At 68.4% G+C, this 25,191-nt stretch carries 18 protein-coding genes; 12 read left to right on the top strand and 6 right to left on the bottom strand.

What is annotated here, in order from left to right; all coding sequences use genetic code 11:
• Positions 1–43: 43 nt before the first annotated feature.
• Positions 44–4,603, bottom strand: a complete 4,560-nt coding sequence (locus KU887_RS12465) for a DNA translocase FtsK (RefSeq protein WP_258250083.1) — start codon at positions 4,601–4,603, stop codon at positions 44–46.
• A gap of 177 nt (positions 4,604–4,780) precedes the next feature.
• Positions 4,781–5,326, bottom strand: a complete 546-nt coding sequence (locus tag KU887_RS12460; protein ID WP_006489608.1) for an META domain-containing protein — start codon at positions 5,324–5,326, stop codon at positions 4,781–4,783.
• Positions 5,327–5,541: 215 nt separating this feature from the next.
• On the opposite strand from KU887_RS12460, the gene purT reads away from it, so the two are divergent.
• From purT to KU887_RS12440, 4 genes are all read left to right on the top strand, one after another.
• A complete protein-coding gene (gene purT, locus KU887_RS12455) occupies positions 5,542–6,756 on the top strand; it encodes a formate-dependent phosphoribosylglycinamide formyltransferase (protein ID WP_034201491.1) in 1,215 nt (404 codons plus the stop codon).
• 18 nt (positions 6,757–6,774) lie between these two features.
• Positions 6,775–6,960, top strand: a complete 186-nt coding sequence (locus KU887_RS12450) for a DUF6726 family protein (protein ID WP_006489604.1) — start codon at positions 6,775–6,777, stop codon at positions 6,958–6,960.
• A 94-nt stretch (positions 6,961–7,054) separates the two neighbouring features.
• Positions 7,055–7,435: an MliC family protein gene (locus KU887_RS12445; protein WP_006497051.1), complete on the top strand. Its 381-nt coding sequence runs from the start codon at positions 7,055–7,057 to the stop codon at positions 7,433–7,435.
• A gap of 380 nt (positions 7,436–7,815) precedes the next feature.
• Positions 7,816–9,366, top strand: a complete 1,551-nt coding sequence (locus tag KU887_RS12440; RefSeq protein WP_043205573.1) for a DEAD/DEAH box helicase — start codon at positions 7,816–7,818, stop codon at positions 9,364–9,366.
• Between the two features lie 253 nt (positions 9,367–9,619).
• Here KU887_RS12440 and gluQRS read toward each other — a convergent pair whose 3' ends face one another.
• Both gluQRS and KU887_RS12430 read right to left on the bottom strand, forming a co-directional pair.
• Positions 9,620–10,516: a tRNA glutamyl-Q(34) synthetase GluQRS gene (gene gluQRS, locus KU887_RS12435; protein ID WP_034201492.1), complete on the bottom strand. Its 897-nt coding sequence runs from the start codon at positions 10,514–10,516 to the stop codon at positions 9,620–9,622.
• 24 nt (positions 10,517–10,540) lie between these two features.
• On the bottom strand, positions 10,541–11,395 hold the full coding sequence (locus KU887_RS12430) for a sulfurtransferase (protein WP_006489627.1): 855 nt from the start codon (positions 11,393–11,395) through the stop codon (positions 10,541–10,543).
• 216 nt (positions 11,396–11,611) lie between these two features.
• On the opposite strand from KU887_RS12430, the gene dnaE reads away from it, so the two are divergent.
• The 7 genes from dnaE (at position 11,612) to KU887_RS12395 (ending at position 23,228) form a co-directional block, all read left to right on the top strand.
• Positions 11,612–15,145, top strand: coding sequence for a DNA polymerase III subunit alpha (dnaE, locus tag KU887_RS12425; RefSeq protein WP_006489624.1), 3,534 nt, complete (start codon positions 11,612–11,614; stop codon positions 15,143–15,145).
• Positions 15,146–15,177: 32 nt separating this feature from the next.
• The gene (msbA, locus tag KU887_RS12420) at positions 15,178–16,965 is read left to right on the top strand and encodes a lipid A export permease/ATP-binding protein MsbA (RefSeq protein WP_034201493.1); all 1,788 of its coding nucleotides are present in this window, start codon (positions 15,178–15,180) and stop codon (positions 16,963–16,965) included.
• Between the two features lie 32 nt (positions 16,966–16,997).
• The gene (locus KU887_RS12415) at positions 16,998–18,062 is read left to right on the top strand and encodes a glycosyltransferase family 4 protein (protein ID WP_043205626.1); all 1,065 of its coding nucleotides are present in this window, start codon (positions 16,998–17,000) and stop codon (positions 18,060–18,062) included.
• Between the two features lie 262 nt (positions 18,063–18,324).
• Positions 18,325–19,455 (top strand): glycosyltransferase family 9 protein, encoded by a 1,131-nt coding sequence (locus KU887_RS12410; protein ID WP_077056577.1) that lies wholly within the window; start codon positions 18,325–18,327, stop codon positions 19,453–19,455.
• 53 nt (positions 19,456–19,508) lie between these two features.
• The gene (locus tag KU887_RS12405; RefSeq protein ID WP_006497044.1) at positions 19,509–20,738 is read left to right on the top strand and encodes an O-antigen ligase; all 1,230 of its coding nucleotides are present in this window, start codon (positions 19,509–19,511) and stop codon (positions 20,736–20,738) included.
• The gene (locus tag KU887_RS12400; protein ID WP_006497042.1) at positions 20,735–21,976 is read left to right on the top strand and encodes a glycosyltransferase; all 1,242 of its coding nucleotides are present in this window, start codon (positions 20,735–20,737) and stop codon (positions 21,974–21,976) included. The genes KU887_RS12405 and KU887_RS12400 overlap by 4 nt, the downstream gene beginning before the upstream one ends.
• A 37-nt stretch (positions 21,977–22,013) precedes the next feature.
• Entirely contained in the window at positions 22,014–23,228 is a 1,215-nt protein-coding gene (locus KU887_RS12395) for a glycosyltransferase family 9 protein (RefSeq protein ID WP_212247794.1), read from the top strand.
• A 34-nt stretch (positions 23,229–23,262) separates the two neighbouring features.
• On the opposite strand, the gene KU887_RS12390 is transcribed toward KU887_RS12395, so the two are convergent.
• On the bottom strand, positions 23,263–24,033 hold the full coding sequence (locus tag KU887_RS12390) for a glycosyltransferase family 2 protein (protein ID WP_258250082.1): 771 nt from the start codon (positions 24,031–24,033) through the stop codon (positions 23,263–23,265).
• A gap of 145 nt (positions 24,034–24,178) precedes the next feature.
• Here KU887_RS12390 and KU887_RS12385 point away from each other — a divergent pair, with 145 nt between their 5' ends.
• Entirely contained in the window at positions 24,179–24,556 is a 378-nt protein-coding gene (locus KU887_RS12385; protein ID WP_046337625.1) for an RcnB family protein, read from the top strand.
• A gap of 64 nt (positions 24,557–24,620) precedes the next feature.
• Here KU887_RS12385 and KU887_RS12380 read toward each other — a convergent pair whose 3' ends face one another.
• Entirely contained in the window at positions 24,621–25,187 is a 567-nt protein-coding gene (locus KU887_RS12380) for an aromatic acid exporter family protein (protein ID WP_258250081.1), read from the bottom strand.
• Positions 25,188–25,191: the final 4 nt, after the last annotated feature.

Genomic DNA, 25,191 nt, shown 5'->3' with positions numbered 1-25,191 from the left:
GGCACGCCCGGATCGATGATTCTCGGCCGCCGGCCTGCCGGCTTCAGTCGGCCGCGGCCGGCACGAGTACCTCGCGGCTGCCGTTGATGCCCATCGCCGACACGAGGCCGGCCGCTTCCATCTGCTCGACGAGGCGCGCCGCGCGGTTGTAGCCGATGCGCAACTGCCGTTGCACCGACGAGATCGACGCGCGCCGCGTGCGCACGACGAATGCGACCGCTTCGTCGTACAGCGGATCGGCTTCCGCGTCCGGCGCGTCGCCGAACAGGTCCTGCGTCGCGCCGTCGGCGGCCGGGCCGTCGAGGATGCCTTCCTCGTACTGCGGCTCGCCGAACTGCTTCAGGTACTCGACGATCCGGTGTACTTCCTCGTCGGCGACGAACGCGCCGTGCACGCGCTGCGGATAGCCGGTGCCGGGCGGCAGGAACAGCATGTCCCCCATCCCGAGCAGCGACTCCGCACCCATCTGGTCGAGGATCGTGCGCGAGTCGATCTTCGACGACACCTGGAACGCGACGCGCGTCGGGATGTTCGCCTTGATGAGGCCCGTGATCACGTCGACGGACGGCCGCTGGGTCGCGAGGATCAGGTGGATGCCGGCCGCGCGCGCCTTCTGCGCGAGGCGGGCGATCAGCTCCTCGATCTTCTTGCCGGCCACCATCATCAGGTCGGCCAGCTCGTCGATCACGACGACGATCAGCGGCAGCTTCGACAGCGGCTCCGGATCGTCGGGCGTCAGCGAGAACGGGTTGCCGATCTTCTTTTCCTTCGCTTCCGCGTCGCGGATCTTCTGGTTGAAGCCCGCGAGGTTGCGCACGCCGACGGCCGACATCAGCCGGTAGCGCTTCTCCATTTCGCCGACGCACCAGTTCAGCGCGTTGGCCGCGAGCTTCATGTCGGTGACGACCGGCGCGAGCAGGTGCGGGATGCCTTCGTAGACCGACAACTCCAGCATCTTCGGGTCGATCATGATGAGCCGCACGTCTTCCGGCGTCGCCTTGTACAGCAGCGACAGGATCATCGCGTTGATCGCGACCGACTTGCCCGAACCGGTTGTACCGGCAACGAGCATGTGCGGCGCCTTCGCGAGGTCGGTGACGACCGGATGGCCGGTGATGTCCTTGCCCATCGCGATCGTCAGTTGCGACGGCGAATGCTGATATTCGCGTGCGGCAAGAATTTCCGACAGGCGGATCATCTGACGCTTCGCGTTCGGCAGTTCGAGGCCCATGCAGGTCTTGCCGGGAATCGTCTCGACGACGCGGATCGACGTGAGGCCGAGGCCGCGCGACAGATCCTTCATCAGGCCGACGATCTGGCTGCCGCGCACGCCGAGCGCGGGTTCGATCTCGAAGCGCGTGATCACGGGGCCGGCCGATGCACCGACCACCGTCACCGGCACCTTGAATTCCTGCAGCCGCTGCTCGATCACCTGCGCGGTTTGCGCGAGGTGTTCCTCGGTGATCGTTTCGATGTCGTCGGATGCCGGTTCGAGCAGGTCGAGCGTCGGCAGTTCGACGCTGAACGACGCGGGTGCGTGGAATTCGAACGCGTTCGGGCGCGGCTGACGGACGGGGGTGTCGGCCGGGGGCGGTTCGGTTGCGTCGGTGGCCTCGGTTGCATGGGCCGCGGGTGCGCCGATTGGCGGGATCACGGTCGGCGGCGCCGAACTGACGGCTGCCGGCGTGGCCGGGAGGTTCGTGCCGGGGACGATTGCTGCCGGCGGCGCCGCGGTCGGCGTCGCGGTCACGTCGTGCGACATGGTCCAGCCTGCCGACGAAGCGGCAGGGGCGGGCGATGTCGTGAACGTCTGGGTTGCGGCTGCGGTTGTGGTTGCGGCAGGTACGGGCGCGATCGACATCGGCGATCCGGCTGCGGCTGAAGGCGCACCCGCGGGCGGGTGGGCCGGAGTGGCGGCGGCCGTGGTGGCCGGAGCGAGCGCGCTGAAGGACGCCGACGTCGTGGTGGACGCGGTGGGCGACACCGGCAAGCTGATTGGCGGCTGCGGGGTGACTGCGCCGGATGAGCCGGATGTAGCGAAGGTCGTGGTCGTTGTACCGGTCGACGTGGTCGCCGTGCTGGCGGGAAGCGTCGATGCCGGCGCGGAAGACGGTGCAGCGTTCGGCGCGGACGTGAAAGTCGCGGGCGTCGCGATGGCGGGCGCCGATGTGTCCGGCGTCGGCGCGATCGAACCGAACGTCGAACCCGACGCACCGGTCGTCGATGCCGTCACGGCAGGCGCAGCGGTCGATGCGGGCGTCGAAGCGCGGGAAAGCGAACCGTAAGTCATGCCCGTAACACCGGCCGGCGATGCCGGCGCGGCGGAAGTAACGGGCGGTGCCGATGCGGCCGGTTGCGTCAGCGAAGCGGACGCGGTGCCGGTTGTGCCAACGGGTGAGATGGCGGCGGTAGCGGGGGCGACGCTCGATGCGGGTGTGGATGCTTGTGCAGTCGAGCCATGAGCCGCGCCGGCCAGTGGCGATGCAGCGATGGCCGAAGCCGTCGAAGCTGCGGCAAACGGTTGAGCCGCGGGCGATTTCGGCACTTCCGAAGCGACGGTCGCCGGTGCCGCAGCGGACGGCATCGTCGGGGCTGTCCACTGTGTGGCGGCGGGCGTCGCGCGTTGAGCGCCGGCCGACAGCGGTGCCGCTGGGTCCGCCTCCATTGCCTTGCCAGCTTCCGGTGCAGGCTGCGATCCGGCCGGTGCGGACGTTGCCGCAGTCGACGCGGTCCCGGAAAGCGTGCGGGCAGACGTCTGCGCGATCGACGAAGAGGGCAGCGCAGCGAACGGAACGATGCTTTCGACGGGTGTTACACCGGCGTGCGCATCGGCAGCGCCTTGCGGCACGTGGACCGGTGCGGCGCGGTCGATGGCAGCCGCCGGTTGCGCGTCGTCCTTGTCGTCGATATCGACGGACCCGGCCGGCGTGCTGGTGCCGAGGTCGCGAACCGCTGCATCGCCTGTTTGCGTGGAGGCTGAATGAGCGGATTCCGATCCTGCGGTGTTCGCCAGCGATTCGGCGATCGAATTTTCGGTCGACACGTCGAGGGCGGAAACCGGCGCGCTGACAACGTCTTCCCACGGCGCGAGATCGATGGGCGCGTCGAACGACGGCGCGGCTGCGATCTCGAATGCCGGCGCGGCGGGCGCATCGTCGACGTGACGGATCTCGTCGTCGGCGTGATGCGAAACCACGCGATCGTCGGTGCCGGTTTCCGGCAGCGCGTGCGATGTAGCGTCATCGAGCGCAGGGCCACGCAACTCGCCAGCCGGCGCCTGCGTGATGCTCGATTCTGCCGGCATGAAGGCGTCGAGCACGATCGGCGCGCCATCGTCGTACGCGGGCACGGCATCGTGTTCTTTGTGTGCTGCCGGAACGTTGGTGTCCTGGGCTGCAACGTCATGTGCCGCGGAGGCGAATGCGTTCGACGCGACCGCCGATGCCGCCGATACCGGCGCGGCCACGCTGCCTGCTGCCACGGCGGCGGCCGCGGTTGCCGCGTGCGTTGCATCGGCCGTCTGTGCGCCGCCCAGCGACGCCCATTGCGCGGTGCTGGCCTCGATCGAACGCAGCGTGTCGTGAACGCTCGGCGCCGGCGTAATCGGCGCGGCCGGCTTCTCGTTCCACGCATAGAGCGGTGCGCGCGCCGGGGCGGGCGGCGCCGGGCGGCGACGTGCGGCGTCCGGCGACTGGCCGGTGGCCGCCGTGCCCGCGACCGGGCGCACCGGCGGACGTTGCGCTTGCGTGCCGGCCGGTCGCGGCGTGACGGTCGCGCGCGGCGCGGTCTGCGTCAGCGCAGCGGTGGCCGGCCGCGCGGCGGTCGGACGCGGCCGGACGGGTTCGAATCCGACCGGAAGCGGGGCGGGCGCGGGGCGCGGCACTTGCGCGTTCGCGGCGGCGCGCGCGAGGCTGGCGGTGCTGCCGGTGGTCGGCGGCGGCATCGCGCTGGCCGGGATGGGGGCGGGCGGCACCGGCGTGCGCGGGGAGGCGGTCGGCTTCAGCCAGCCCGACGGCGCGACGGGTTCCGCAAGGGGGCGCGGGGGCGTCTTGCTGCGCGGCTTCGGTCGTGCCTGCGGATCGGGTTTCCACAATGTCGGGCGCGAATACCGGCCGTTCTGGCGCGGCGCCATCGAGTTGACGGTGTGCGCGGTGGTCGGTTGCACGACGTCGTCGTCGCGATGCAGCGCGCTGCGCGGCAGGTCGGCGATTCCGCGCGCGTCGTCGTCGCCGCCGTCGCGCGACAGCTTGACGCCGAACGACGTGTCGACCCATGCGGCGAACTGCCGCCAGCCGATGCCGGTCAGCCACGGCAGGCCGGCGAAGAACAGCACGACCATCGCGACCGGCGTGCCGACCGGGCCGAGCACGTGGGCGAAGCCGGCCGAGAACGCATGACCGAGCGCGTTCGTGTCGGGGCCCGACAGCGGGCTCGTCAGCGTGCAACTTGCGACGAATACCGCGGCGAAGCCGAGCCACAGGCGAATCGAGCCGCGACCGGCGAGTCCGCCGCCACCGGGCAGCATCGCCTGTACGAGACGCCAGAAGAGAAGGAGGAACCAGACGGCGGAGATGCCGAACCAGCCGAAGACAACCGTGTGCATGCTTTGAAACAGGAGTGGGGCGGGGCGCGCGGGGCGCGACCCGCCGAGTTTAACCGGCCGGCGAACAAGACTCTAACGCGGCGTGATTCCGATTCACGCTGCGCGACGCACGCGGCTGGCGCGTGCGCGTGGCGCGCCACGCGAAGGCGGTCGGTCGGCCTTCGCGCGCGCCGTACATCAGGGGCTCCGGTGCGTGAACGTCAGCGTTGCGCCGGCCTGGGTCACGATCTGCAATTGCTGGGGCGCACGCATCTGCACGCCGGTCTTCTCGACGTGGGCGAGCGCATCGAGGTAGGCGGCTTCGAGCTGGCCGCCGAGCGTGTTTGGGCAGGCCATCCGCGTGCCGGCGAGCGGGCCGAAGCTCAGCACGCCGTTCTTGATCGCGTAGGTGCCCATGTAGCGGTTGCAGCCGGAGAACCCGCTCGCGCGCCGGATGCCCGAATCGGTCGACAGCGCGAGCTTGATCGGTTCGCCGTTGTCGCCGTGCGGGATCGCGCGTGGCGTGCCGTCGGCGTTCACCCAGCTGGTGAGCTCCCAACTGGTGTCGTCGAGCAGCTGGACGGCGGCCGGGTTGTACGGGTCGGGCGCGGGGGCGGCGGAATCGGGATGGGTCGGCATCGCGCAGGCGGCGAGAAGCGTGGCAAGCGTCAGCGCGCAAAGCGGCGCGCGCAAAGGGCGAAGCAGGCCGGTGCGTGCGCGTGCGGCCGCGGACAGGTGGGACATGAGCCTCGTTCCTCTTCGGATTCTGATCAAGGCGTAAGAGTAACGCACCCGCCCCGCGGCAGGCGAGCCGACACTTCGCGCGTGAAAACGTTCGCAGCCCGCCCACGGGATCGCGCGGCGCGGCGTGGGCGCGACCAAACCGCCCAAACCGGCCCGGATGCCCGTGTTAACATCGAAGCCGTTTTCGTCCTCCAACAGAACCAGCGGGAAATCACATGCAGATCGGTCAGCGGCTCGGTACGCCGCTTTCACCCTCGGCCACGCGCGTCATGCTGCTCGGCGCCGGCGAACTCGGCAAGGAAGTCATCATCGCGTTGCAGCGCCTCGGCGTCGAAGTCGTCGCGGTCGATCGTTATCAGGATGCGCCGGGCCACCAGGTCGCCCATCGCGCGCACGTGATCGACATGACGGACCCGGCCGCGCTGCGGGCGATCGTCGAGGCCGAGCGCCCGCATTTGATCGTGCCCGAGATCGAGGCGATCGCCACCGACGCGCTCGCGGCGATCGAGGCGGCCGGCCTCGCCGAGGTGATCCCGACCGCGCGCGCGACGCAGCTCACGATGAATCGCGAAGGGATCCGCCGGCTCGCGGCCGAGGAACTCGGCCTGCCGACGTCGCCGTATGCGTTCGCCGATTCGTTCGAAGCCTTCAGCGCGGCCGTCGCGAAGATCGGCATGCCGTGCGTCGTGAAGCCCGTGATGTCGTCGTCGGGCAAGGGGCAGTCGGTCGTGAAGACCGACGCCGACGTGAAACCCGCGTGGGACCATGCGATGGCGGGCGGGCGCGTGAACCACGGCCGCGTGATCGTCGAGGGCTTCGTCGATTTCGACTACGAGATCACGCAGCTGACCGTGCGCGCGATCGACCCCGCGACGCTCGACACGCGTACCTACTTCTGCGAGCCGGTCGGCCACGTGCAGGTGGCGGGCGACTATGTCGAATCGTGGCAGCCGCAGCCGATGCGCGCGGCAGCGCTCGCGAAGTCGCGCGAGATCGCGCACAAGGTGACCGAGGCGCTCGGCGGGCGCGGGATGTTCGGCGTCGAGCTGTTCGTGCGCGGCGACGACGTCTGGTTCTCCGAGGTGAGCCCGCGGCCGCACGATACGGGCCTCGTCACGCTCGCCTCGCAGCGCCAGTCGGAATTCGAGCTGCACGCGCGGGCGATTCTCGGGCTGCCGGTGGATCCGGCGCTCGGCACGCCGGCTGCGTCGGCGGTGATCTACGGCGGGCTCGACGAGCGCGGGATCGCGTTCGAAGGCGTGCGCGACGCGCTCGCGGTGCCGGGCGCGGACCTGCGCCTGTTCGGCAAGCCGGAAAGTTTTGCGAAGCGACGCATGGGCGTCGCGCTGGCGACCGGCGCGACCGTCGACGAAGCCCGCGAACGCGCGAAGCGCGCGGCCGCGGCCGTCCGGCCCGTGTCGGCGCGCTGACGGAACGAGGAGAGGACGATGGCGTCGAGATGGTTGCGTATCGGAAAGCTGGGCGTCGCGCTGGCGCTCGTCGCGAGTCTCGCGGGCTGCGGCCTTGCGGCCGCGCCGTGCCGCGTGGCGTCGGCCGGGCTCAAGATCGTGCCGCTCGTCGGCCATGTCGCCGCCGCGCCGACCGATGCGTGCGCGGACGTGATCGATCCCTGATTCCGGCAACCGGCGTGCTAACCCGCCACCCCGATAAACAATAACCGCGCGCCCCGCGAGGGCGCGTTTCCACCCGTCTCGTGAGAGGACCTGCATGATTCGCCAAACCTTCGCTGCGCTTGCGCTCGCCGGCACCGCCGTTTCCGTCGCGCATGCCGCGCAACTGACCGTCGAAGAGATCGACGCCGACGCGCGCCAGCAAACCGTCTACCAGTGCGCGAACCACAAGCAGCCGGTGCGCGTGTCGTACTGGCTCGCGGGCAACGGCCAGAGCTTCGCGCTCGTGCCGGTCGACGGCAAGCAGATGCTGTTCGTCGATACGGTGTCGGCGTCCGGCGCGCGCTATCAGGCAGGCCGCTATACGTGGTGGACGAAGGGCAAGGAAGCGACGCTGCGCGACGAGATCGCCGACCCGAAGTCGCCGCCGCTGCTGGGCGACTGCGTGCAGGTCGAGAAGAAAAAGAAGAAGGGCTGACCGGCGGGCACGATCGCGGAGCGTATTCGCCACCCGTGTTGACCGGCTGTCGGGCTGGCGGCGCACCTGTCGATACGACGCTTAGAGATCGAACCCCTAATATCGTGTGCCGGCCGAGTCGGATAACCCGATCGGCCAGCCGTTCGCCCGCGCGGGCCTTGGGCGGGCCTGGGCGGCCCCGCCGCGCGAACCGCCGCCACGGCCGTTCGCGGCTTGTCACGGACAGATGCCCGCACGGTGCTACAATACGGCCCTTTCCGCCGGCATTCGCGCCGAACGGAGTCCGCACGGCCTGGCGTCCAGCGTTCGCATTGAACCGGTCCCAAGCGCCAGAGCGGCGCCGCGCGGCGCGCCGCGGCTCCGTCTATTTCCGAATTGTGATGAGCGCAGGCCCGGCTGGCCTGACGCACGATGTCCCCGCCGCGCCTTTTGAGCGAAACGCCACCATGTCCGATTCTGTCGCCAAGCCCGTCGACGCAACCTTCGATCAATTCGGCCTTGCCGCCGATATCCTGAAAGCCATTGCGGAGCAGGGCTATACGACGCCGACGCCGATCCAGGCGCAGGCCATTCCGGTCGTGCTCGCCGGCCGCGACGTCATGGGCGCCGCGCAAACGGGCACCGGCAAGACCGCGAGCTTCTCGCTGCCGATCATCCAGCGTCTGCTGCCGCAGGCCAACACGAGCGCGTCACCGGCGCGCCACCCGGTGCGTGCGCTGATCCTCACGCCGACCCGCGAACTCGCCGACCAGGTCGCCGCGAACGTGCACGCGTATGCGAAGCACACGCCGCTGCGCAGCGCGGTGGTGTTCGGCGGCGTCGACATGAACCCGCAATCGGCCGAACTGCGCCGCGGCGTCGAGATCCTGATCGCGACGCCGGGCCGCCTGCTCGACCACGTGCAGCAGAAGACGGCGAACCTCGGCCAGGTGCAGATCCTCGTGCTCGACGAAGCCGACCGGATGCTCGACATGGGCTTCCTGCCCGATCTGCAGCGCATCCTGAACCTGCTGCCGAAGGAGCGTCAGACGCTGTTGTTCTCGGCCACCTTCTCGGGCGAAATCAAGAAGCTCGCGTCGACCTACCTGCGCAACCCGCAGACGATCGAGGTCGCGCGCAGCAACTCGACGAACGCGAACGTCACGCAGATCGTCTACGACGTCGCCGAAGGCGACAAGCAGGCGGCCGTCGTGCAGTTGCTGCGCGATCGCGGCCTCAAGCAGGTGATCGTGTTCTGCAACAGCAAGATCGGTGCGAGCCGCCTCGCGCGCAATCTCGAGCGCGACGGCGTGGTCGCATCGGCGATCCACGGCGACAAGACGCAGATCGAGCGGATGCAGGCGCTCGACGCGTTCAAGCGCGGCGAGATCGAGGCGCTGGTCGCGACCGACGTGGCCGCGCGCGGTCTCGACATCGCCGAGCTGCCGGCCGTGATCAACTTCGACCTGCCGTTCAGCGCGGAAGACTACGTGCACCGGATCGGCCGTACCGGCCGCGCGGGTGCGACGGGCGACGCGCTGTCGCTGTGCAGCCCGAACGAGCGCAAGCAGCTCGCCGATATCGAGAAGCTGATCAAGCGTCCGCTCGAAATGCAGACGCTCAAGCTCGACAAGCCGGCGCGCCATCGTCACGACGAGCGCGGCGGCGAGCGTGGCGGTGAGCGCGGTGGCGAACGGGGCGGCCGGCGCGATCGCGACGAGCATCGCGGTGCCTCGGGCCGCCGGTCGTCGGGCAGCGCCGAGCGCGGTGGCCATCATCGCCGCCACGAAACGCCGGTCGACGATTTCTTCCTGAAGCCGTACGAGCCGTCGGCGTCGGCGAAGCAGCCGGACGACGCGCAGCCCGCGCAGCAGCCCGAGAAGAAAGGGCCGAAGCGCCAGGTCGCCGCGCTGCTCGGCGGCTTCGGGATGCCGCGCAAGCCGTCGGCATAAGGCCGGCCGAGTGGTTGGGGCGGCGCGTGAGCGCTGCCGGACAAGCGGGTACATGTGACGAGCATGTGCCCGTTTTTCATTGGGCGAGGCGATCGGGGCGGGGCGCGTGCGAGCTATTGCTTGCCGCGTGGGGGAGGAGCTTTCGATGCCGAGTCGTCGGCGGACGTGGCTTTCGCCTTGCTTTCATGCGGCTGGATTCGGCACTGACCGAGACAGGCGCGTCGTCGGCATGGGCCGGCGTCGTGCAAGCGATTCAACCGGCACGCGGCCCGAAGCGACGCGCCCATGCATCGGTCGCGGCCGCGTAGAACGCGTCGATCGTATGGACCGGCCGATCGCCATCGTCCGCCAGACCGAGATGCGCGGCCGCGGCCCGCAGCGCCGGCAGCGGATCGTCGCGTTCGAGTGCCGTCGCGCCCGTCTGCTTGCTGAGCTTTTCGCCGTTGGCATCGACGACGACCGGCACGTGCAGGTACGCGGGAGTCGGCACGCCGAGGCAGCGCTGCAGGTAGATCTGGCGCGCGGTCGAATCGAGCAGGTCGGCGCCGCGCACGACGTGCGTGATGCCGGCATCGGCATCGTCGACGACGACCGCGAGCTGATACGCCCATTGGCCGTCCGCGCGTTTCAGCACGAAATCGCCGACTTCGGTCGCGAGGTTCTGCGATTGCGCGTGCTGCCAGCGATCGTCGAACGTGACGACCGCATCGTCGCCGTCCGGCACGCGCAGCCGCCATGCGCGCGCGGGCTTGCCGTGCAGGCCGGTGCGGCAGGTACCCGGATACGCGAGCGTCGTATGGCGTTCATGGGCGGCGCGCAGCGAATCGGCGATTTCCTTGCGCGTGCAGCCGCACGGATAGACGAGCCCCGCCGCGACGAGCCGCTCGAGCGCGGCCGTGTAGGCCGCATCGCGCGTACTCTGCCAGACGGGCGGTTCGTCGGGCGTCATGCCGAAATGCGCGAGGGTCGCGAGGATGTCGTCGGCCGCACCGGGGACCGTGCGCGGGCCGTCGAGATCCTCGATGCGGACGAGCCATGTGCCGCCGTGCGCGCGGGCGTCGAGCCAGCTTGCGAGCGCGCCGACCAGCGAGCCGAAGTGCAGCGGGCCGGTGGGCGACGGCGCGAAGCGGCCGCGATAGCCGGGATTCATCGCGGGTCGCGGTGCGACGCGCCGTTACGCGGCGCTGGCTGCCTGCGCGCAGGCCGGGCACGACTTGCCGGCCACGTAGCTCGGCGATCGTTGCGCTTCCGGCGTGACGACCGCGCGGCACGCGAAGCACGTGACGTTCTCGGTCGGCTGGAGCTGCGGGTTCAGCGCGGTGCGGTAGTCGAACACGAAGCAGTCGCCGTGATAATGCGCGCCGCCGACTTCCTCGAAGTATTTCAGGATCCCGCCTTCGAGCTGGTACACGTTGTCGATGCCGATTTCCTTCATGTGGATCGCGGCCTTCTCGCAGCGGATGCCGCCGGTGCAGAACGACACGACCGTCTTGCCTTCGAGGTCGGCGCGGTTCGCGTCGATCACTTCCGGGAATTCGCTGAACTTGTCGATCCGGTAGTCGAGCGCGTTGTCGAACGTGCCGACGTCGACCTCGAACGCGTTGCGCGTGTCGAGCATCACGACCGGGCGGCCGGTATCGTCGTGGCCGCGATCGAGCCACGACTTCAGCGTGCGCGCGTCGACGAACGGCGCGCGGCCGAGTTCCGGCTTGATCGCGGGCTTCTTCATCGTGATGATCTCGCGCTTCAGGCGCACGAGCATGCGGCGAAACGGCTGCGAGTCGGACAGGCTTTCCTTGAACTGCAGCGTCGCGAACTTGCCTTCGAACAGCGGATCGTGGCGGATGTACGCGATGAATGCGTCGGTGGCTTCGCGCGTGCCGGCGATGAACAGGTTGATGCCTTCCGGCGCGAGCAGGATCGTGCCGCGCAGGCCGAGTTCGTTGCAGCGGGCGGTGACGAGCGGGCGCCATTGCTCGTTCGCGTCGAGCGATACGAAGTGGTAGGCGGCGAGGTTGACGATGGTCATGATGGTCCGACGGGAAAACGGCTGCCCGGCGGCCCGCAAAAAAGGGTGCGAAGCCGGGGCGCTGATTCGAAAAACCGTATTATCCCGCAAACGGCGCGGGCGTCGGTACCTGGCCGATCGGCCAACCGCGCGACGCGTCGCCGCGTGCATCGGCCGAACGGCCAAAGCGGGCATTTTTTGGGCAGCCCGCGCGGCGGGGCGGCTACAATAGCGCCCATGTCAGATCCTCGCTTCGTCCATCTTCGCGTTCACTCCGAATTCTCGATTGCCGACGGCATCGTGCGCATTGACGACATCGTCAAGGCGGCGGCCGCGGACGGTCAGGGCGCGCTCGCGCTCACCGATCTCGGCAACGCATTCGGCCTCGTCCGTTTCTACCAGGAAGCCCGCGGCAAGGGCATCAAGCCGATCGCCGGCTGCGACGTCTGGATTGCCAATCCGGACGACCGCGACAAGCCGTCGCGGCTGCTGCTGCTGGTCAAGGACAAGGTCGGTTACCTGAATCTCTGCGAGCTGCTGTCGAAGGCGTGGCTCACGAACCAGTATCGCGGCCGCGCGGAACTCGACGCGAGCTGGCTCGACGGCGAGCTCGCGCAGGGGCTGCTCGCGCTGTCGGGCGCGCAACAGGGCGATATCGGGCTTGCGCTGGCCGCGGGCAACGAAGAAGCCGCGCGCCGTCACGCCGAGCGCTGGGCGAGGGTGTTCCCGGGCGGCTTCTACATCGAGCTGCAGCGTTACGGCCAGCCGGGCGCCGAGGCGTACATCCAGCAGGCGGCGACGCTCGCCGCGTCGCTGAAGCTGCCGGTCGTCGCGACGCACCCGACGCAGTTCATGACCGACGACGATTTCACCGCGCACGAGGCGCGCGTGTGCATCTCGGAAGGCGACATCCTCGCGAACCCGCGGCGCCAGAAGCGTTTCACGACCGACCAGTATTTCCGCACGCAGGACGACATGGCCGCGCTGTTCGCCGACCTGCCGTCGGCGATTGCCAATACGGTCGAGATCGCGAAGCGCTGCAACCTGAAGCTCGAGCTCGGCAAGCCGAAACTGCCGCTGTTCCCGACGCCGGACGGCATGTCGCTCGACGACTACCTGGTCCAGCTGTCGAAGGAGGGGCTCGAAACCCGCCTCGCGCAGTTGTATCCGGTCGAAGCCGAGCGCGACGCGCAGCGCGACACGTACTACAAGCGCCTCGAATTCGAGTGCGGGACCATCACGAAGATGGGCTTCCCCGGCTACTTCCTGATCGTCGCGGACTTCATCAACTGGGCGAAGAACAACGGCGTGCCGGTCGGCCCGGGCCGCGGCTCGGGCGCCGGTTCGCTGGTCGCGTACGCGCTCGGCATTACCGACCTCGATCCGCTGCGCTACAACCTGCTGTTCGAGCGCTTCCTGAATCCGGAACGCGTGTCGATGCCCGACTTCGACATCGACTTCTGCCAGCACGGCCGCGATCGCGTGATCCAGTACGTGAAGGAGAAATACGGCGCGGACGCCGTCTCGCAGATCGCCACGTTCGGCACGATGGCCGCGAAGGCGGCCGTGCGCGACATCGGCCGCGTGCTCGACCTCGGCTACATGTTTACCGACGGCGTCGCGAAGCTGATTCCGTTCAAGCCCGGCAAGCACGTGACGATTGCCGACGCGATGAAGGAAGAACCGCAGCTGCAGGAGCGCTACGACCACGAGGACGAAGTCCACCAGCTGCTCGATCTCGCACAGCGCGTCGAGGGCCTCACGCGTAACGTCGGGATGCACGCGGGCGGCGTGCTGATCGCGCCCGGCAAGCTGACCGATTTCTGCCCGCTGTACACGCAGGGCGACGACGGCGGCGTGGTCAGCCAGTACGACAAGGACGACGTCGAAGCCGTCGGCCTCGTGAAGTTCGACTTTCTGGGTCTCACGACGCTGACGATCCTCGACTGGGCCGAGCGCTACATCCGCCGTCTCGATCCGTCGAAGGCAGACTGGTCGCTCGCGCAGGTGCCGCTCGACGATCCGGCGTCGTTCCAGATCCTGAAGAAGGCCAACACGGTCGCGGTGTTCCAGCTGGAAAGCCGCGGGATGCAGGGCATGCTGAAGGATGCGCAGCCCGACCGCTTCGAGGACATCATCGCGCTCGTGTCGTTGTACCGGCCGGGCCCGATGGACCTGATCCCGAGCTTCTGCGCGCGGAAGCACGGCCGCGAGAAGGTCGAATACCCGGATCCGCGCGTCGAACCCGTCCTGAAAGAGACCTACGGCATCATGGTCTATCAGGAGCAGGTGATGCAGATGGCGCAGATCATCGGCGGCTACTCGCTCGGCGGCGCGGACTTGCTGCGTCGCGCGATGGGCAAGAAGAAGCCCGAGGAGATGGTCAAGCACCGCGAGATCTTCGCCGAGGGGGCCGCGAAGAACGGCCTCACGCGCGAGAAGTCCGACGAGATCTTCGACTTGATGGAGAAGTTCGCGGGCTACGGCTTCAACAAGTCGCACGCGGCCGCGTATGCGCTACTCGCGTATTACACCGCGTGGCTGAAGGCGCACCATCCGGCCGAATTCATGGCGGCCAACATGACGCTCGCGATGGACGACACCGACAAGGTGAAGATCCTGTTCGACGACTGCGTCGTGAACAACCTCGCCGTGCTGCCGCCGGACATCAACCAGTCGCATTACCGGTTCGAGCCGGTCGCGGAAGCCGACGGCAAGCGCTCGCGCACGATCCGCTACGGCCTCGGCGCGGTGAAGGGCAGCGGCCAGAACGCGATCGAGGAAATCCTGCGCGCCCGCGAGGAAAAGGCGTTCACCGACCTGTTCGACTTCTGCGAACGGATCGACCGGCGCGTCGTCAACCGCCGCACGGTCGAGGCGCTGATCCGCGCCGGCGCGTTCGATTCGCTGAATCCGAACCGTGCGCAACTGATCGCGTCGGTGCCGCTCGCGATGGAAGCGGCCGACCAGGCCGAAGCGAACGCGATGCAGGCCGGCCTGTTCGACATGGGCGCCGAGTCGCCGCACGCGCATGCGCTCGTCGATGAACCCGCGTGGGACGACAAGCGCCGCCTGCAGGAAGAAAAGGCCGCGCTCGGTTTCTATCTGTCCGGCCACCTGTTCGATGCGTATCGCGACGAAGTGCGGCGGTTCGTGCGGCAGAAGGTCGGTGACCTGAAGGAAGGGCGCGACAAGCTCGTCGCCGGCATCATCGCGTCGCTGCGCACGCAGATGACGCAGCGCGGCAAGATGCTGATCGCGCTGCTCGACGACGGCACGGGCCAGTGCGAGATCACGATCTTCAACGAACAGTTCGAGGCGAACAAGGCGCTGTTCAAGGAAGACGAGCTGCTGATCGTGCAGGGGCAGGCGCGCAACGACGCGTTCACCGGCGGCATTCGCTTCACGGCCGATACCGTGATGGATCTCGAACGCGCGCGCAGCCGCTACGCGCAGGCCGTGCGGCTGACGATGAACGGCAACGCCGACGCGCTCGCGCTGCGCCGTGTGCTCGAGCCGCACGTGTCGAAGGACGATCCGGCCGCCGCGAACGTGATCGAAGCGCCCGCGCCGCGCGGCGGCGGGCGCGATGGCGGTCGGCGCCCGCAGGCGCCGCTGCCGAACGGGCTCGCGGTGCAGATCCACTACAGCAACGCGCGCGCGCAAGGCGAAATGCGTCTGGGCGATGCCTGGCGCGTGAAACCGAGCGACGTGCTGCTGGCAGAGCTGCGCGCGGCGTTCGACGGTAGTTCCGCCGAAATCGTCTACTGAATGATTTTCGATTCAAATTCCTTGAGGGCACCTTGAGCGTCAAGCCTACTCTTAGCAAACCCATAGGCGGGGAAGACGCATCGTCGCCCGTGGTCGTCGCGCGCCGCCTTTGGCCGTACCTGAAGCCGCTCCTGTGGGTGATGGTGGCGGGCGTTCTCGCGATGGCCGTCGTCGCGGCAACGGAAGCCGGGATTCCGGCGTTGCTCAAGCCGCTGCTCGACCGCGGCTTCGGCACGAAGGGCGACGTGACCGCGAAGCTCTACGTGCCGATCGCGGTCGTCGGTCTCGCGCTGGTGCGTGCCGCCGCGCAGTACGCGTCCAACTATCTGCTTCAGTATGTCTCGAACCGGATCCTGCTCGACCTGCGGATCGAGATGTTCAACCGGATGATTCACACCGGCGTGTCGTTTTTCCAGCGCGAGACCGCGAGTACGGTGATCAATGCGGTCGTCTTCGAGGTCAACCAGGTCCTGAACGTATTGCTGGGCGTGTTGATTACGCTCGTGCGCGATTCGTTGACGGTGGTCTTTCTGCTGGGTTATCTGTTCTATTTGAACTGGCGACTGACACTGATCGTCGCCGTGTTGCTGCCGTGTATCGGCTGGCTCGTCGGCAAGATCAACCGGCGTTTGCGCCGGTTGAACCGCGAGCACCAGATGCTGACGAACCAGCTCGCGTACATCGTCGAGGAGACCGTCGGCGGCTACAAGGTCGTCAAGATCCACAACGGCGAGCAGTACGAAATCAGCCGCTTCAACGAATTGAGCCGGCGTCTGCGCGGCTATTCGATGCGGATGATCGTGTCGGGTGGGCTTGCGCAGCCGCTCACGCAGTTTCTCGCGTCGATCGCGCTGGCCGTCGTGCTGACGATTGCCGTCGTGCAGTCCGCGAACGACCAGACGACGGTCGGTGGCTTTGTCGCGTTCGTCACCGCGATGCTGCTCATCATTTCGCCGCTCAAGCACCTGATGGACGTGAACCAGCCGCTGCAGCGCGGGATGACGGCGGCCGAGCTGATCTTCGGCCTGATCGACGAGCCGCGTGAGCCCGAAGGCGGCGGCAAGCCGCTCGAGCGGGCCACCGGCCGGATTCGTTTCAACGACGTGTCGTTTGCGTATCACGCCGGCACCGGCAAGCCAACGCTCGACCGCGTGTCGTTCGACGTGGCGCCTGGCGAGATGATCGCGCTCGCGGGGCCGTCAGGCAGCGGCAAGACGACGCTTGTCAACCTGATGCCGCGCTTTTTCGATCCGACGTCCGGAGAGATTCTCGTCGACGGCGTCGCGTTACCCGAGTATCGGCTACGTGACCTGCGTGACCAGATTGCGATGGTGAGTCAGGATGTCGTGCTGTTCAACGACACGATCGCGAGCAACGTCGCGTACGGCCAAACCCCCGACCGCGAACGCGTGACGGCGGCGCTGCGCGCCGCGAATCTGCTCAGTACGGTCGAGGCGATGCCCGACGGGCTCGACACGCTCGTCGGCGACAACGGCATGCGCCTGTCGGGCGGCCAGCGCCAGCGTCTCGCGATTGCGCGCGCGATCTACAAGGATGCGCCGATCCTGATTCTCGACGAAGCGACGTCGGCGCTCGATTCGGAATCCGAGCGTCACGTTCAGGCGGCGCTCGAGACGCTGATGAAGGGCCGCACGACGCTGGTGATCGCACACCGGCTGTCGACGATCGAGCGTGCAGACCGGATTCTCGTGATGGACGGCGGCAGAATCGTCGAGAGCGGCAGCCACGCGGCGCTGCTCGCATCCGGCGGCCTGTATGCCCATCTGCATCGGATTCAGTTCCAGCAGGAGGCCGGGTGAGCGTCGTGCGGGCCCGTGTCGCGCGTGCGGAGATGAAGATCGGCCTGTCGGCCAATGCGCTGAAGCACGGGGGCGGCCTCGAGCGCTACGCGATCGATATCGCGCGGGGAATGGCGGAGGCGGGCGTGACGCCCGCGTTCTTCGCGCGTTCCGTCGACGCGTCGATTCCGGAGGCGCGGCTCGTCGAGCCGCATCGGATCAACGTCTCGTTCCTGCCTGGCAAGTTGCGCGACGAATGGTTCTCGTGGCGGCTCCGCGGTGCACGCCGCGCGGCCGACGTGGATGTGCTGATCGGCTGTAATCGGGTCGCCTGCTCGGAGATCGCGATTTGCGGCGGCACACATCGAGGGTTCTTGCGCGCGATCGGCCGCGCACCGGGCTATTTCGACCGGCGCCAGATTGCGCTCGAGAGCCGGCAGTACGCGAATGCGCGCTATGTGGTCGCGCATTCGCAGATGATGCGCGACGAACTGCGCACGCTGTACGGCGTCGACGACGCCAGGATCCGCATGCTGTATCCCCCCGTCGATGCGCAGCGCTTCACGCCTGTCGGCGACGACGAGCGCACCGCGTTGCGGCGCCGCTTCGGTTTCGGCGAGCGCGACGTCGTGCTGCTGTTTCCGTCGAGCAGCCACGTGCGCAAGGGCTTGCCGCTGATCGAGGCCGCGCTGCAGGGGACGGACGCGTCGATCGTCGTCGCGGTGGCCGGCCGCCCGCCCGAGCGGACCTCGGCGCAACTGCGCTACATCGGCTACGTGAAGGACATCGAGGACGGATACCGCGCGGCGGATTACACGATCCTTGCATCGAAATACGAGCCGTTCGGGCTGGTCGGCATCGAGTCAGTGATGTGCGGGACGCCCGTGATCTTGCCGCCCACGCTCGGCTGCCATGACGTCATTGCGGACCATGCGAAGCTGACGTTCGCAGCCGACGATGTCGAGGCGCTGCGCGCCGTGCTGGCGACGGCCGCACAGCGCGTGCGAGCCGGCGACCGGGCTGCCGTCGCGCGCGACGCGGTAGGCTACGACCCGGGCGTGCGCCATCATGTCGAGCAGTTGCTCGCGCTGGCCCGCGAGGCGTGGGCGCCGGCGTAGCGGTCCGTCCCTGTAAGGGGCAATCTGTCAGACGGCTTCCGGTTCGGGCGCGCGAGGGGGCGATGGTATACTCTGGCGGCCTGTTTGGGTGGTGCGGCTGGCTATTCCGCTCCGGTGATTCGTGCCGGTTGATCGGCGCGATTTGCTCCGTGCAAATACTTATTCAATTCACAATGATCATGGTGATTCGTGTGGCGACTCGGCTGTTCATCGGGCCGATCCGCGTCGCGAATTTTGCCATCGAGACAGCCCGCTGTTAACGATGAGCCGCTTCCCCGGACGTATCCACATCTTCGCGCGGGCTCTGCCGAGATTGCTGTTCAAGCCGCTGCGGCGCAAGCCTCGGCAACCGGCGAGCATTTTCGTCGCGCACCATCTCCTGCTCGGCGATACGCTGTTGCTGACACCGTTGCTGGCGAAGCTGCGCGAACAATATCCGCACGCGCGCATCGCGCTCGCGTGTCCGAAGGCGATCGCACCGTTGTATGCGGGCGAGCCGTTTGGCGTCCAGGCGTTGGCTTTCGATCCGCGTGATCCCGTGTCGGTGCGCCGCTTGCTGGCGTCGGGGCCGTACGATCTCGGCCTCGTCGCGGCGGATAACCGTCACAGCTGGCTGGCGCTCGCGGCCGGCTGTCGCTGGATCGTCGCGCACGACGGCGATGCCCCGGCGTGGAAGAACTGGCCGGTCGACGAACGCCGTCCGTATCCCGATGCGCCGGCCGCGTGGGGCGACCTGATCGCGGACCTGGTCGACGGCAGCCCTCCGCGCGCATACCGGCCGGGCGACTGGCCGGCGCCGCCGCCGAGCGTCGCGTTGCCAGCGGCGCTTCGGGAGCGGCCCTACGTGGTGCTGCATCCGGGTGCCAGCACGATGGTCAAGCGCTGGCCGATCGAGCGCTGGCGAGCGCTGGCGGCCGACATGGAGGCGGGTGGCTATCGGGTGGTGTGGAGCGGCGGCAAGAGCGAAGCCGACCTGATCGAGCAGATCGGGCCGCACGCCGGGCAGCCGAACTTTGCCGGGAAACTCGGTCTCGCCGATCTTTGGCATCTCTATGCAGGCGCTCGGGCAGTTGTCTGTCCCGACACGGGCGTCGCGCATCTCGCGCGCCTCATCGGCGTACCGACCGTCGCGCTGTTCGGGCCCGGCAGCGCGCTGGTTCACGGTGCCGGACGTTACTGGCGCGACGTTCCGTTCGTCGCCGTAACGATCGCGGACATGCCATGCCGCGATCAACCGTATATTTTCCGGCGTCACGTCCAATGGGTCAGGCGATGCGATCGCGACGCCACGACATGCGTCGCGTGGCACGACGGCTCCGCGGGCTGCATGAGCGGGCTGTCGGTGGACGCGGTACGTGGCGCACTGAAACACGTTCTGGTGCAAGTTCGATGACGGCTATTGCGGCGCGTATGGAGCGTCTTCTGTGGATTGGCTGCCCCGTTCTGATGTTCGCGATCATGTTCGGGCACATGGCGGCGTTCGTGAATTGCAGCATGGTGCTGGTCGGGATTGCGCTGATCGGCGCCGCGTGCGGGCGCGACCGGCCGGCGGTGTTCCGGTGGCCGTTGTTCGTCCCGATCGTCGGCTGGGCGGCGTGGAGTTTCGCGGCCACCCGCTGGTCGGTGTTCCCGGACGTCAGCCGGCATGCGTGGCTCGACGAGGTCGTGTATCCGCTGCTGTCGTTCTGGGGCTTCTGGCTGTTCGGCACGCGGGTCGAGCGGCCCGAACGCGTCACGCTGACCGTCTGGCTCGCGTGCGCGTTGCTCGCCGCGGTCAGCGTGATCTACTGGGGCAAGCTGCAGCCGCCGACACCCGAAACGTTCCCGTTGCGGTTCTATGCGCGGGTGGGGCATACGAGTACGCTCGTTGCGTTCGCCATGGCGTTGTTCTGTGCGTTCTTCGTGCCCAGGCGCGGCTGGCGCTGGTTCGGCGTGTCGGGACTCGTGCTGTGCGGGATGGTCGGGCTTGCCAGCCTCAACCGCTTCTTCTGGCCTGCTGCCGCGGTGGTGTTGCTGATCGGCCTTTATCCGCTGTACCGGCATCATCTGCTGCTGGCGGGGCTGGCAGTGGTCGTCGTCGGCGCCGGTGCGATCGGCACGCTCGAAATGAGCGCGCGGCTGCGCTATCACGATTCACCGCCGCCGCTGGCCGCATCGCGCGACGTCTCGATCGCCGGCGTGCGTCTGTATGTGCCGCCCGGCATGACGGCAGTCGGCGACACGCTGTCGTCGGACACGCGGCCCAAGCTGTGGCGGTTCTATGACGAGCAAGGTAGCCGTCACAAATGGCTGGGTATCGGTTTCGGCAAACCGGTGCCGGGAATGGCCTACCGCAGCGAGATGCCGCCCGAATTGCTGGCACTCGAGCCGCAGGCGCTGACGCACGCGCACAATCTTTTCCTGAATACGTGGCTACAGACCGGGCGCATCGGCCTGGCAATGCAGGCACTGTTGCTGGCGGCGCTCGCATTCGCGTTCTGGCGACTGCGGAAGGCTGATCCGTGGATTGCGGCGGGCGGCATCGCGCTCGTGGTCGGGATGGTCACGAAGAACCTGGTGGACGATTTCATGTGGCAGACGACGATCCTGGCATTCTGGGCATTTGCCGGGCTGGTGCTCGGGCATGGCGAGCGACGCGCACGCGTGCGTCGCGCGCAGCCGGGGAGCGGATCGTGAACGCCGTCGCGAGCCGCGCGGAAGCCGGCCCGTCGATCGCGAACGGCAAGCCCGTGCGATTGCTGTTCCATATCGACGACTTCGGGCGGGGCGGTACCGAAACCGCGCTGGTCGCGTGGCTGAACGCGCTGGATCGCCGCCAGTTTGCTCCCGCGTTGTCGGTTGCCTTCCCGACCGACGATCTCGATGCGCTGCGCCGCAGCGGCGCGATTCCGGCCGACGTGCCGGTTCACGTGCTCGCGACGGCGCGCTGGTCGCATGCGTTGCACCAGCTCGAGCGCCGCCGCCGGTTGCGCTTCGGCGAAAAGCTGCTGCACAAGCTGACGACCCATGCGGCGATTCGCCGGCTGGTCGCGCGACGCTTCCTGCAGGTCGCCTCCGGCTACGACCTCGTCTGCGATTACGATTTCTCGCTGCGGCGGATTGCCGGCCGCGGTACCGCGCCGTGGTTGGGCGTCAGCCACTACAGCTTCGTCGCACGCTTCGGCAAAAAAGGCGACGCGTACATGGCGCGGCGCACGCGCCAGTACGCGCGCTACGCGGCGATCGCGGTATTGACGCCTGCGATGCAGCACGAAGCCGAGAAGATGTTCGCCGGCTCCGGCGTGCGGGTCGTCGAACTCCCGAACGTGATCGACATCGCGGCGATCCGGCAGCAAGCAACGGCGTCGGTCGAGTGGCCGGCCGAACGGTTCGTCGTGTCGGTCGCGCGGCTCGACGAAGGGCAGAAGGATCACCGGACACTGCTGCGCGCGTATGCGCAATGGCGTGCTCGCCGGCCGGACGCGGTAGATCTCGTCCTGCTTGGCGACGGGCCGGATCGCGCAGCACTCGAGCAGCTTGCGGACGAACTGCGGATTCGCGATGCCGTGCATTTCATGGGCTATTGCGCGAATCCGTTTCCGTACGTTCGCGCCGCCGAAGCGCTCGTGCTGAGCAGCCGCTACGAAGGGTTCGGCATGGTGCTCGGCGAAGCGATGGCGCTCGGCACGCCGGTGCTCGCGGCCGACTGCCCGACCGGCCCGCGCGACATGCTCGACGACGGCCGCGCAGGCCTGCTCGTGCCGGTCGGCGATGTCGATGCGATGTCGGCGGCGCTGGAACGCCTCGTGACCGACGCGGACGTGCGCGCGGCGCTCGCGCCTTGTGCCGCGGCACGGATCGCGACGTTCGACGTGCCGGCGGCGAACCGGCGTTTCGCTGCGCTCGCCGCCGACCTGCTCGCGGCGGCGCGCTGAGCCGGCAGCATGGTTCGCGCCGCGCGATTTCGCTAAAATGGCCCGCTTCCGTCAGTCGATACCCGCCGTGACCGCTTCCCTTACGTTCGATACGCCGCCGCGCAGCATTCTCGTCACCTGCACCCGCAGGATCGGCGACGTGCTGCTGGCGACGCCGCTGGTCCGCTCCCTGAAGCGGCGCTGGCCTGACGCGCAGATCGACATGGTCGTGTTTCGCGGCACCGAGGGCGTGCTCGAGCACAATCCCGACATTCGCCGGGTGATCGTCGTCGCGCAGCGCGCGAAGCCGCGCGAGCGGTTCGCCGACGCGGCCAGGCTGTGGCGGCGCTACGATCTCGCATGCGCGGCGATCAGCTCCGATCGTGCCCGTTTCTATACGTGGTTCGGTGGGCGTCGGCGCGTCGGGCTCGTCGATCCGGAGCGGATCACGCGGCTGACGCGTTTCATGCTGGACGGCATTGCGCTCAATCGCCACGGCGATGTCCATACGGTGACGAGCAGTCTCGCGATTGCAGAAGTGCTCGGCGTGACGCCTTGCGCTGAAGTGGTCGCGCCCGGCATCGGCACCGATCCGGCGCGCGTCGCGCAATTCGACGCACTGCTGTATGGGCCGGCCGCGCTGTCGCGTACTCGAGCGCACATCGTGCTGCACCCATCCCCGATGTTCCGTTACAAGCAGTGGCGCGAGGACGGCTGGGTCGAACTGATCCGCTGGGCCCGCGCAAGCGGCTTCGACGTCGCGCTGAGCGGTGGGCCAGGCGCGGCGGAGGTCGACTATGCGCAGCGGATCGTGGCTGCCGCGGGCGAGTCGGTCGCGAATTTCGTCGGGCGCCTGACGTTCGGCGAGACCGCCGAACTGATTCGCCGCGCACGGCTGTTCGTCGGGCCGGACACCGGCGCGACGCACGTCGCCGCCGCGTGCGGGACGCCGACGCTCGCGCTGTTCGGGCCGTCCAACCCGGTGCGCTGGGGGCCGTGGCCCGCCCACTGGCCCGCTCACGACGAGCCGTGGGCGCTGCGCGGTTCGGCGCAGCGCGGCAACGTTTACCTGATGCAGGGTGACGGTGACTGCGTGCCTTGCAAACTCGAAGGCTGCGACCGTCATCTGGAAAGCTGGAGCCGCTGCCTGACGGAGCTTTCCGCGCAGCGCGTGATTGCCGCCGCGGCGGCGCTCGTCGAAGGCCGTCCGGTGGTGGAGGCGCCGCGCGAGTCGATCATCGACGTGTCGGCCTTGCCGCGCGGCGGCGTATAACCGGTGCGCCATCGGCGCACCTTTCGGCCGCTGCCTAGCGGCGCGATGCGGGTTCAGCCGCGCCGTCGTGCGCGAGCTTCAGGAAGCGGTAGTACACCGTCTCCGCATTGAACACCGCGATCATGAATCCGGCCCGCCCGTCGAGGAACCCGCGACGCAGCACGTAGGTCCGCACGAACGCCCACACCCCCCGCCGGATGGCCTTGCCGACCGTCGCCCGCTCGCCGGCCGCGCGGCGTTGCCGCGCACCGGCGCTCGAATACGCGTCGAGCTTGCGCAGCACCGCGTCGATGTCGTCGTACGAGTAGTGGTGCAGCTTCCCGTCGAGCCGCGCGACGCGGCCGTCGAACACCAGCCGCTCGTGGACGAGGGCGTCCGAGAAGCGGGCGGTGTCCCGCCGGAACAGGCGCGGGATCCAGTCCGGATACCAGCCGCTGTGATGCACCCAGCTGCCGCAAAACGCCGACAACCGGTCGATGGCGTACACATCGGCCTGCGGGGCGCGCAACGCCGCACGGATCGATGCGGCGAGCTCGTCCGACACGACTTCGTCGGTGTCGATCGACAGCACCCAGTCCGTCGACAGCGCTGCGAGCGCGCGATTCTTCTGCGGGCCGAAGCCCGGCCAGTCGGCGGCGACGATCACCCGGGCGCCGTGTGCGCGGGCGATCTCGACGGTGTCGTCGGTGCTGCCGCCGTCGACGACCACGATGTCGTCCGCAAAGGCGAGCGCGTCGAGGCACTGCGCGAGCCGGCGGGCCGCGTTGTGGGCGATGATGGCGACGCCGAGCGTAGGTTCAGCCATGAAAAATCGTACGGATCGAAGGTGAGCGAGAGTATACCCGCTGCCTCGTGCGTGGCGCCGCGCAACCGGCGGGCCCCGCGAGGTGTGCTAGCCTTGTGTGCGGCCGGCGTCATCCCGGCGCCGGCGGTTCGACGGGAGGTGGATGATGGTAACAAGGCACCCGATTCTTGCCGTTGTGTTCGTGGCCGCCGCGTTGGCGGCGCCGACGTTATCCAGCGCGCAACAGGACGACCACGGGCATGGGCATGGCAATGGCCATGCGTATGGTCACGGCAAGCACGACATGCGCAAAGGGCCCGGCCGCGTTGAAGACGTACCGCCGCGCTGGGCCGACCAGCCGCGCCGCGAGTGGCACAAGGGTGACCGGCTTCCTCCCGAGTTCCGCGACCGCCAATACGTGATCGACGACTGGCGCGGCTATCACCTGAGTCCGCCGCCGCGCGGCTATCAATGGGTCGGCGTCGGCGGGGATCACCTGCTGGTGCAGATCGGTTCCGGCATCGTGCTGCGAATCGGCGACTGACCTAGCCCGCGGCCCGGCATGGATCGCGATGCCGCGATGCGCGCCGGGCCGCCGGATTAGCGCGTCACTTTGCCGCCGCGCGGCGGAACCAGCGCCGTTCGATTCTCGACATCAGCCAGCACACGCCCAGCGCGCATACCGTGCCGAGCGTCACTTCGCCGAGCCGGATCAGCGGAACGTCCCACAGCGGTCCGTTGCCCGGGAACAGCAGCACGATCGTCGCGGTCACGCCGCCGAGCCGCGCCGCGCTGCCGACGTTCAGGCACCAGCAGCAGACGATCACGACCGCGACCGTGAGCGCATACGCGACGAGGCGATCGCCGCCCAGCGCCGCGCCGGCGAAACCGAGTACGCCGCCGACCATCGCGCCGATGAACTGGTCGCGCGACAGCGACATCGTGTCCGAGTAGTTGTGCTGCGTGACGGCGATCGCGGTGATCGCCGCCCACACGGCCTGCTCGGTATGCATCGCGCGGCCGATCGCATACGCGACGCACGCGCCGCAGACGGCCTGCAGCGCCATCAGCGCGCCTTGTGCGAGCCGCTCGCTGAATGACAGCCCCTTGAACAGATCGAAGATCGACTGCTGGATCTGCTGGCGGGCTTCGTTGAGTGTCCTGATCGTATCCATCGTG

Origin of the sequence: Burkholderia sp. EMB26 (genome assembly GCF_024730645.1) — a bacterium.
GTDB classification, from domain to species: Bacteria; Pseudomonadota; Gammaproteobacteria; order Burkholderiales; family Burkholderiaceae; genus Burkholderia; species Burkholderia cenocepacia.
The sequence above is the reverse complement of the archived record's forward strand: the minus strand, read 5'-3'. Positions and strand labels throughout refer to the sequence as shown.

Excerpts from the sequence above, each read along its gene's own strand:
- KU887_RS12465 (WP_258250083.1), bottom strand. The coding sequence starts at position 4,603 with ATGCACACGGTTGTCTTCGGCTGGTTCGGCATCTCCGCCGTCTGGTTC.
- KU887_RS12460 (WP_006489608.1), bottom strand. The coding sequence starts at position 5,326 with ATGTCCCACCTGTCCGCGGCCGCACGCGCACGCACCGGCCTGCTTCGC.
- purT (WP_034201491.1), top strand. The coding sequence starts at position 5,542 with ATGCAGATCGGTCAGCGGCTCGGTACGCCGCTTTCACCCTCGGCCACG.
- KU887_RS12450 (WP_006489604.1), top strand. The coding sequence starts at position 6,775 with ATGGCGTCGAGATGGTTGCGTATCGGAAAGCTGGGCGTCGCGCTGGCG.
- KU887_RS12445 (WP_006497051.1), top strand. The coding sequence starts at position 7,055 with ATGATTCGCCAAACCTTCGCTGCGCTTGCGCTCGCCGGCACCGCCGTT.
- KU887_RS12440 (WP_043205573.1), top strand. The coding sequence starts at position 7,816 with ATGAGCGCAGGCCCGGCTGGCCTGACGCACGATGTCCCCGCCGCGCCT.
- gluQRS (WP_034201492.1), bottom strand. The coding sequence starts at position 10,516 with ATGAATCCCGGCTATCGCGGCCGCTTCGCGCCGTCGCCCACCGGCCCG.
- KU887_RS12430 (WP_006489627.1), bottom strand. The coding sequence starts at position 11,395 with ATGACCATCGTCAACCTCGCCGCCTACCACTTCGTATCGCTCGACGCG.
- dnaE (WP_006489624.1), top strand. The coding sequence starts at position 11,612 with ATGTCAGATCCTCGCTTCGTCCATCTTCGCGTTCACTCCGAATTCTCG.
- KU887_RS12415 (WP_043205626.1), top strand. The coding sequence starts at position 16,998 with ATGAAGATCGGCCTGTCGGCCAATGCGCTGAAGCACGGGGGCGGCCTC.
- KU887_RS12410 (WP_077056577.1), top strand. The coding sequence starts at position 18,325 with ATGAGCCGCTTCCCCGGACGTATCCACATCTTCGCGCGGGCTCTGCCG.
- KU887_RS12405 (WP_006497044.1), top strand. The coding sequence starts at position 19,509 with ATGTTCGCGATCATGTTCGGGCACATGGCGGCGTTCGTGAATTGCAGC.
- KU887_RS12395 (WP_212247794.1), top strand. The coding sequence starts at position 22,014 with ATGGCCCGCTTCCGTCAGTCGATACCCGCCGTGACCGCTTCCCTTACG.
- KU887_RS12390 (WP_258250082.1), bottom strand. The coding sequence starts at position 24,033 with ATGGCTGAACCTACGCTCGGCGTCGCCATCATCGCCCACAACGCGGCC.
- KU887_RS12385 (WP_046337625.1), top strand. The coding sequence starts at position 24,179 with ATGGTAACAAGGCACCCGATTCTTGCCGTTGTGTTCGTGGCCGCCGCG.
- KU887_RS12380 (WP_258250081.1), bottom strand. The coding sequence starts at position 25,187 with ATGGATACGATCAGGACACTCAACGAAGCCCGCCAGCAGATCCAGCAG.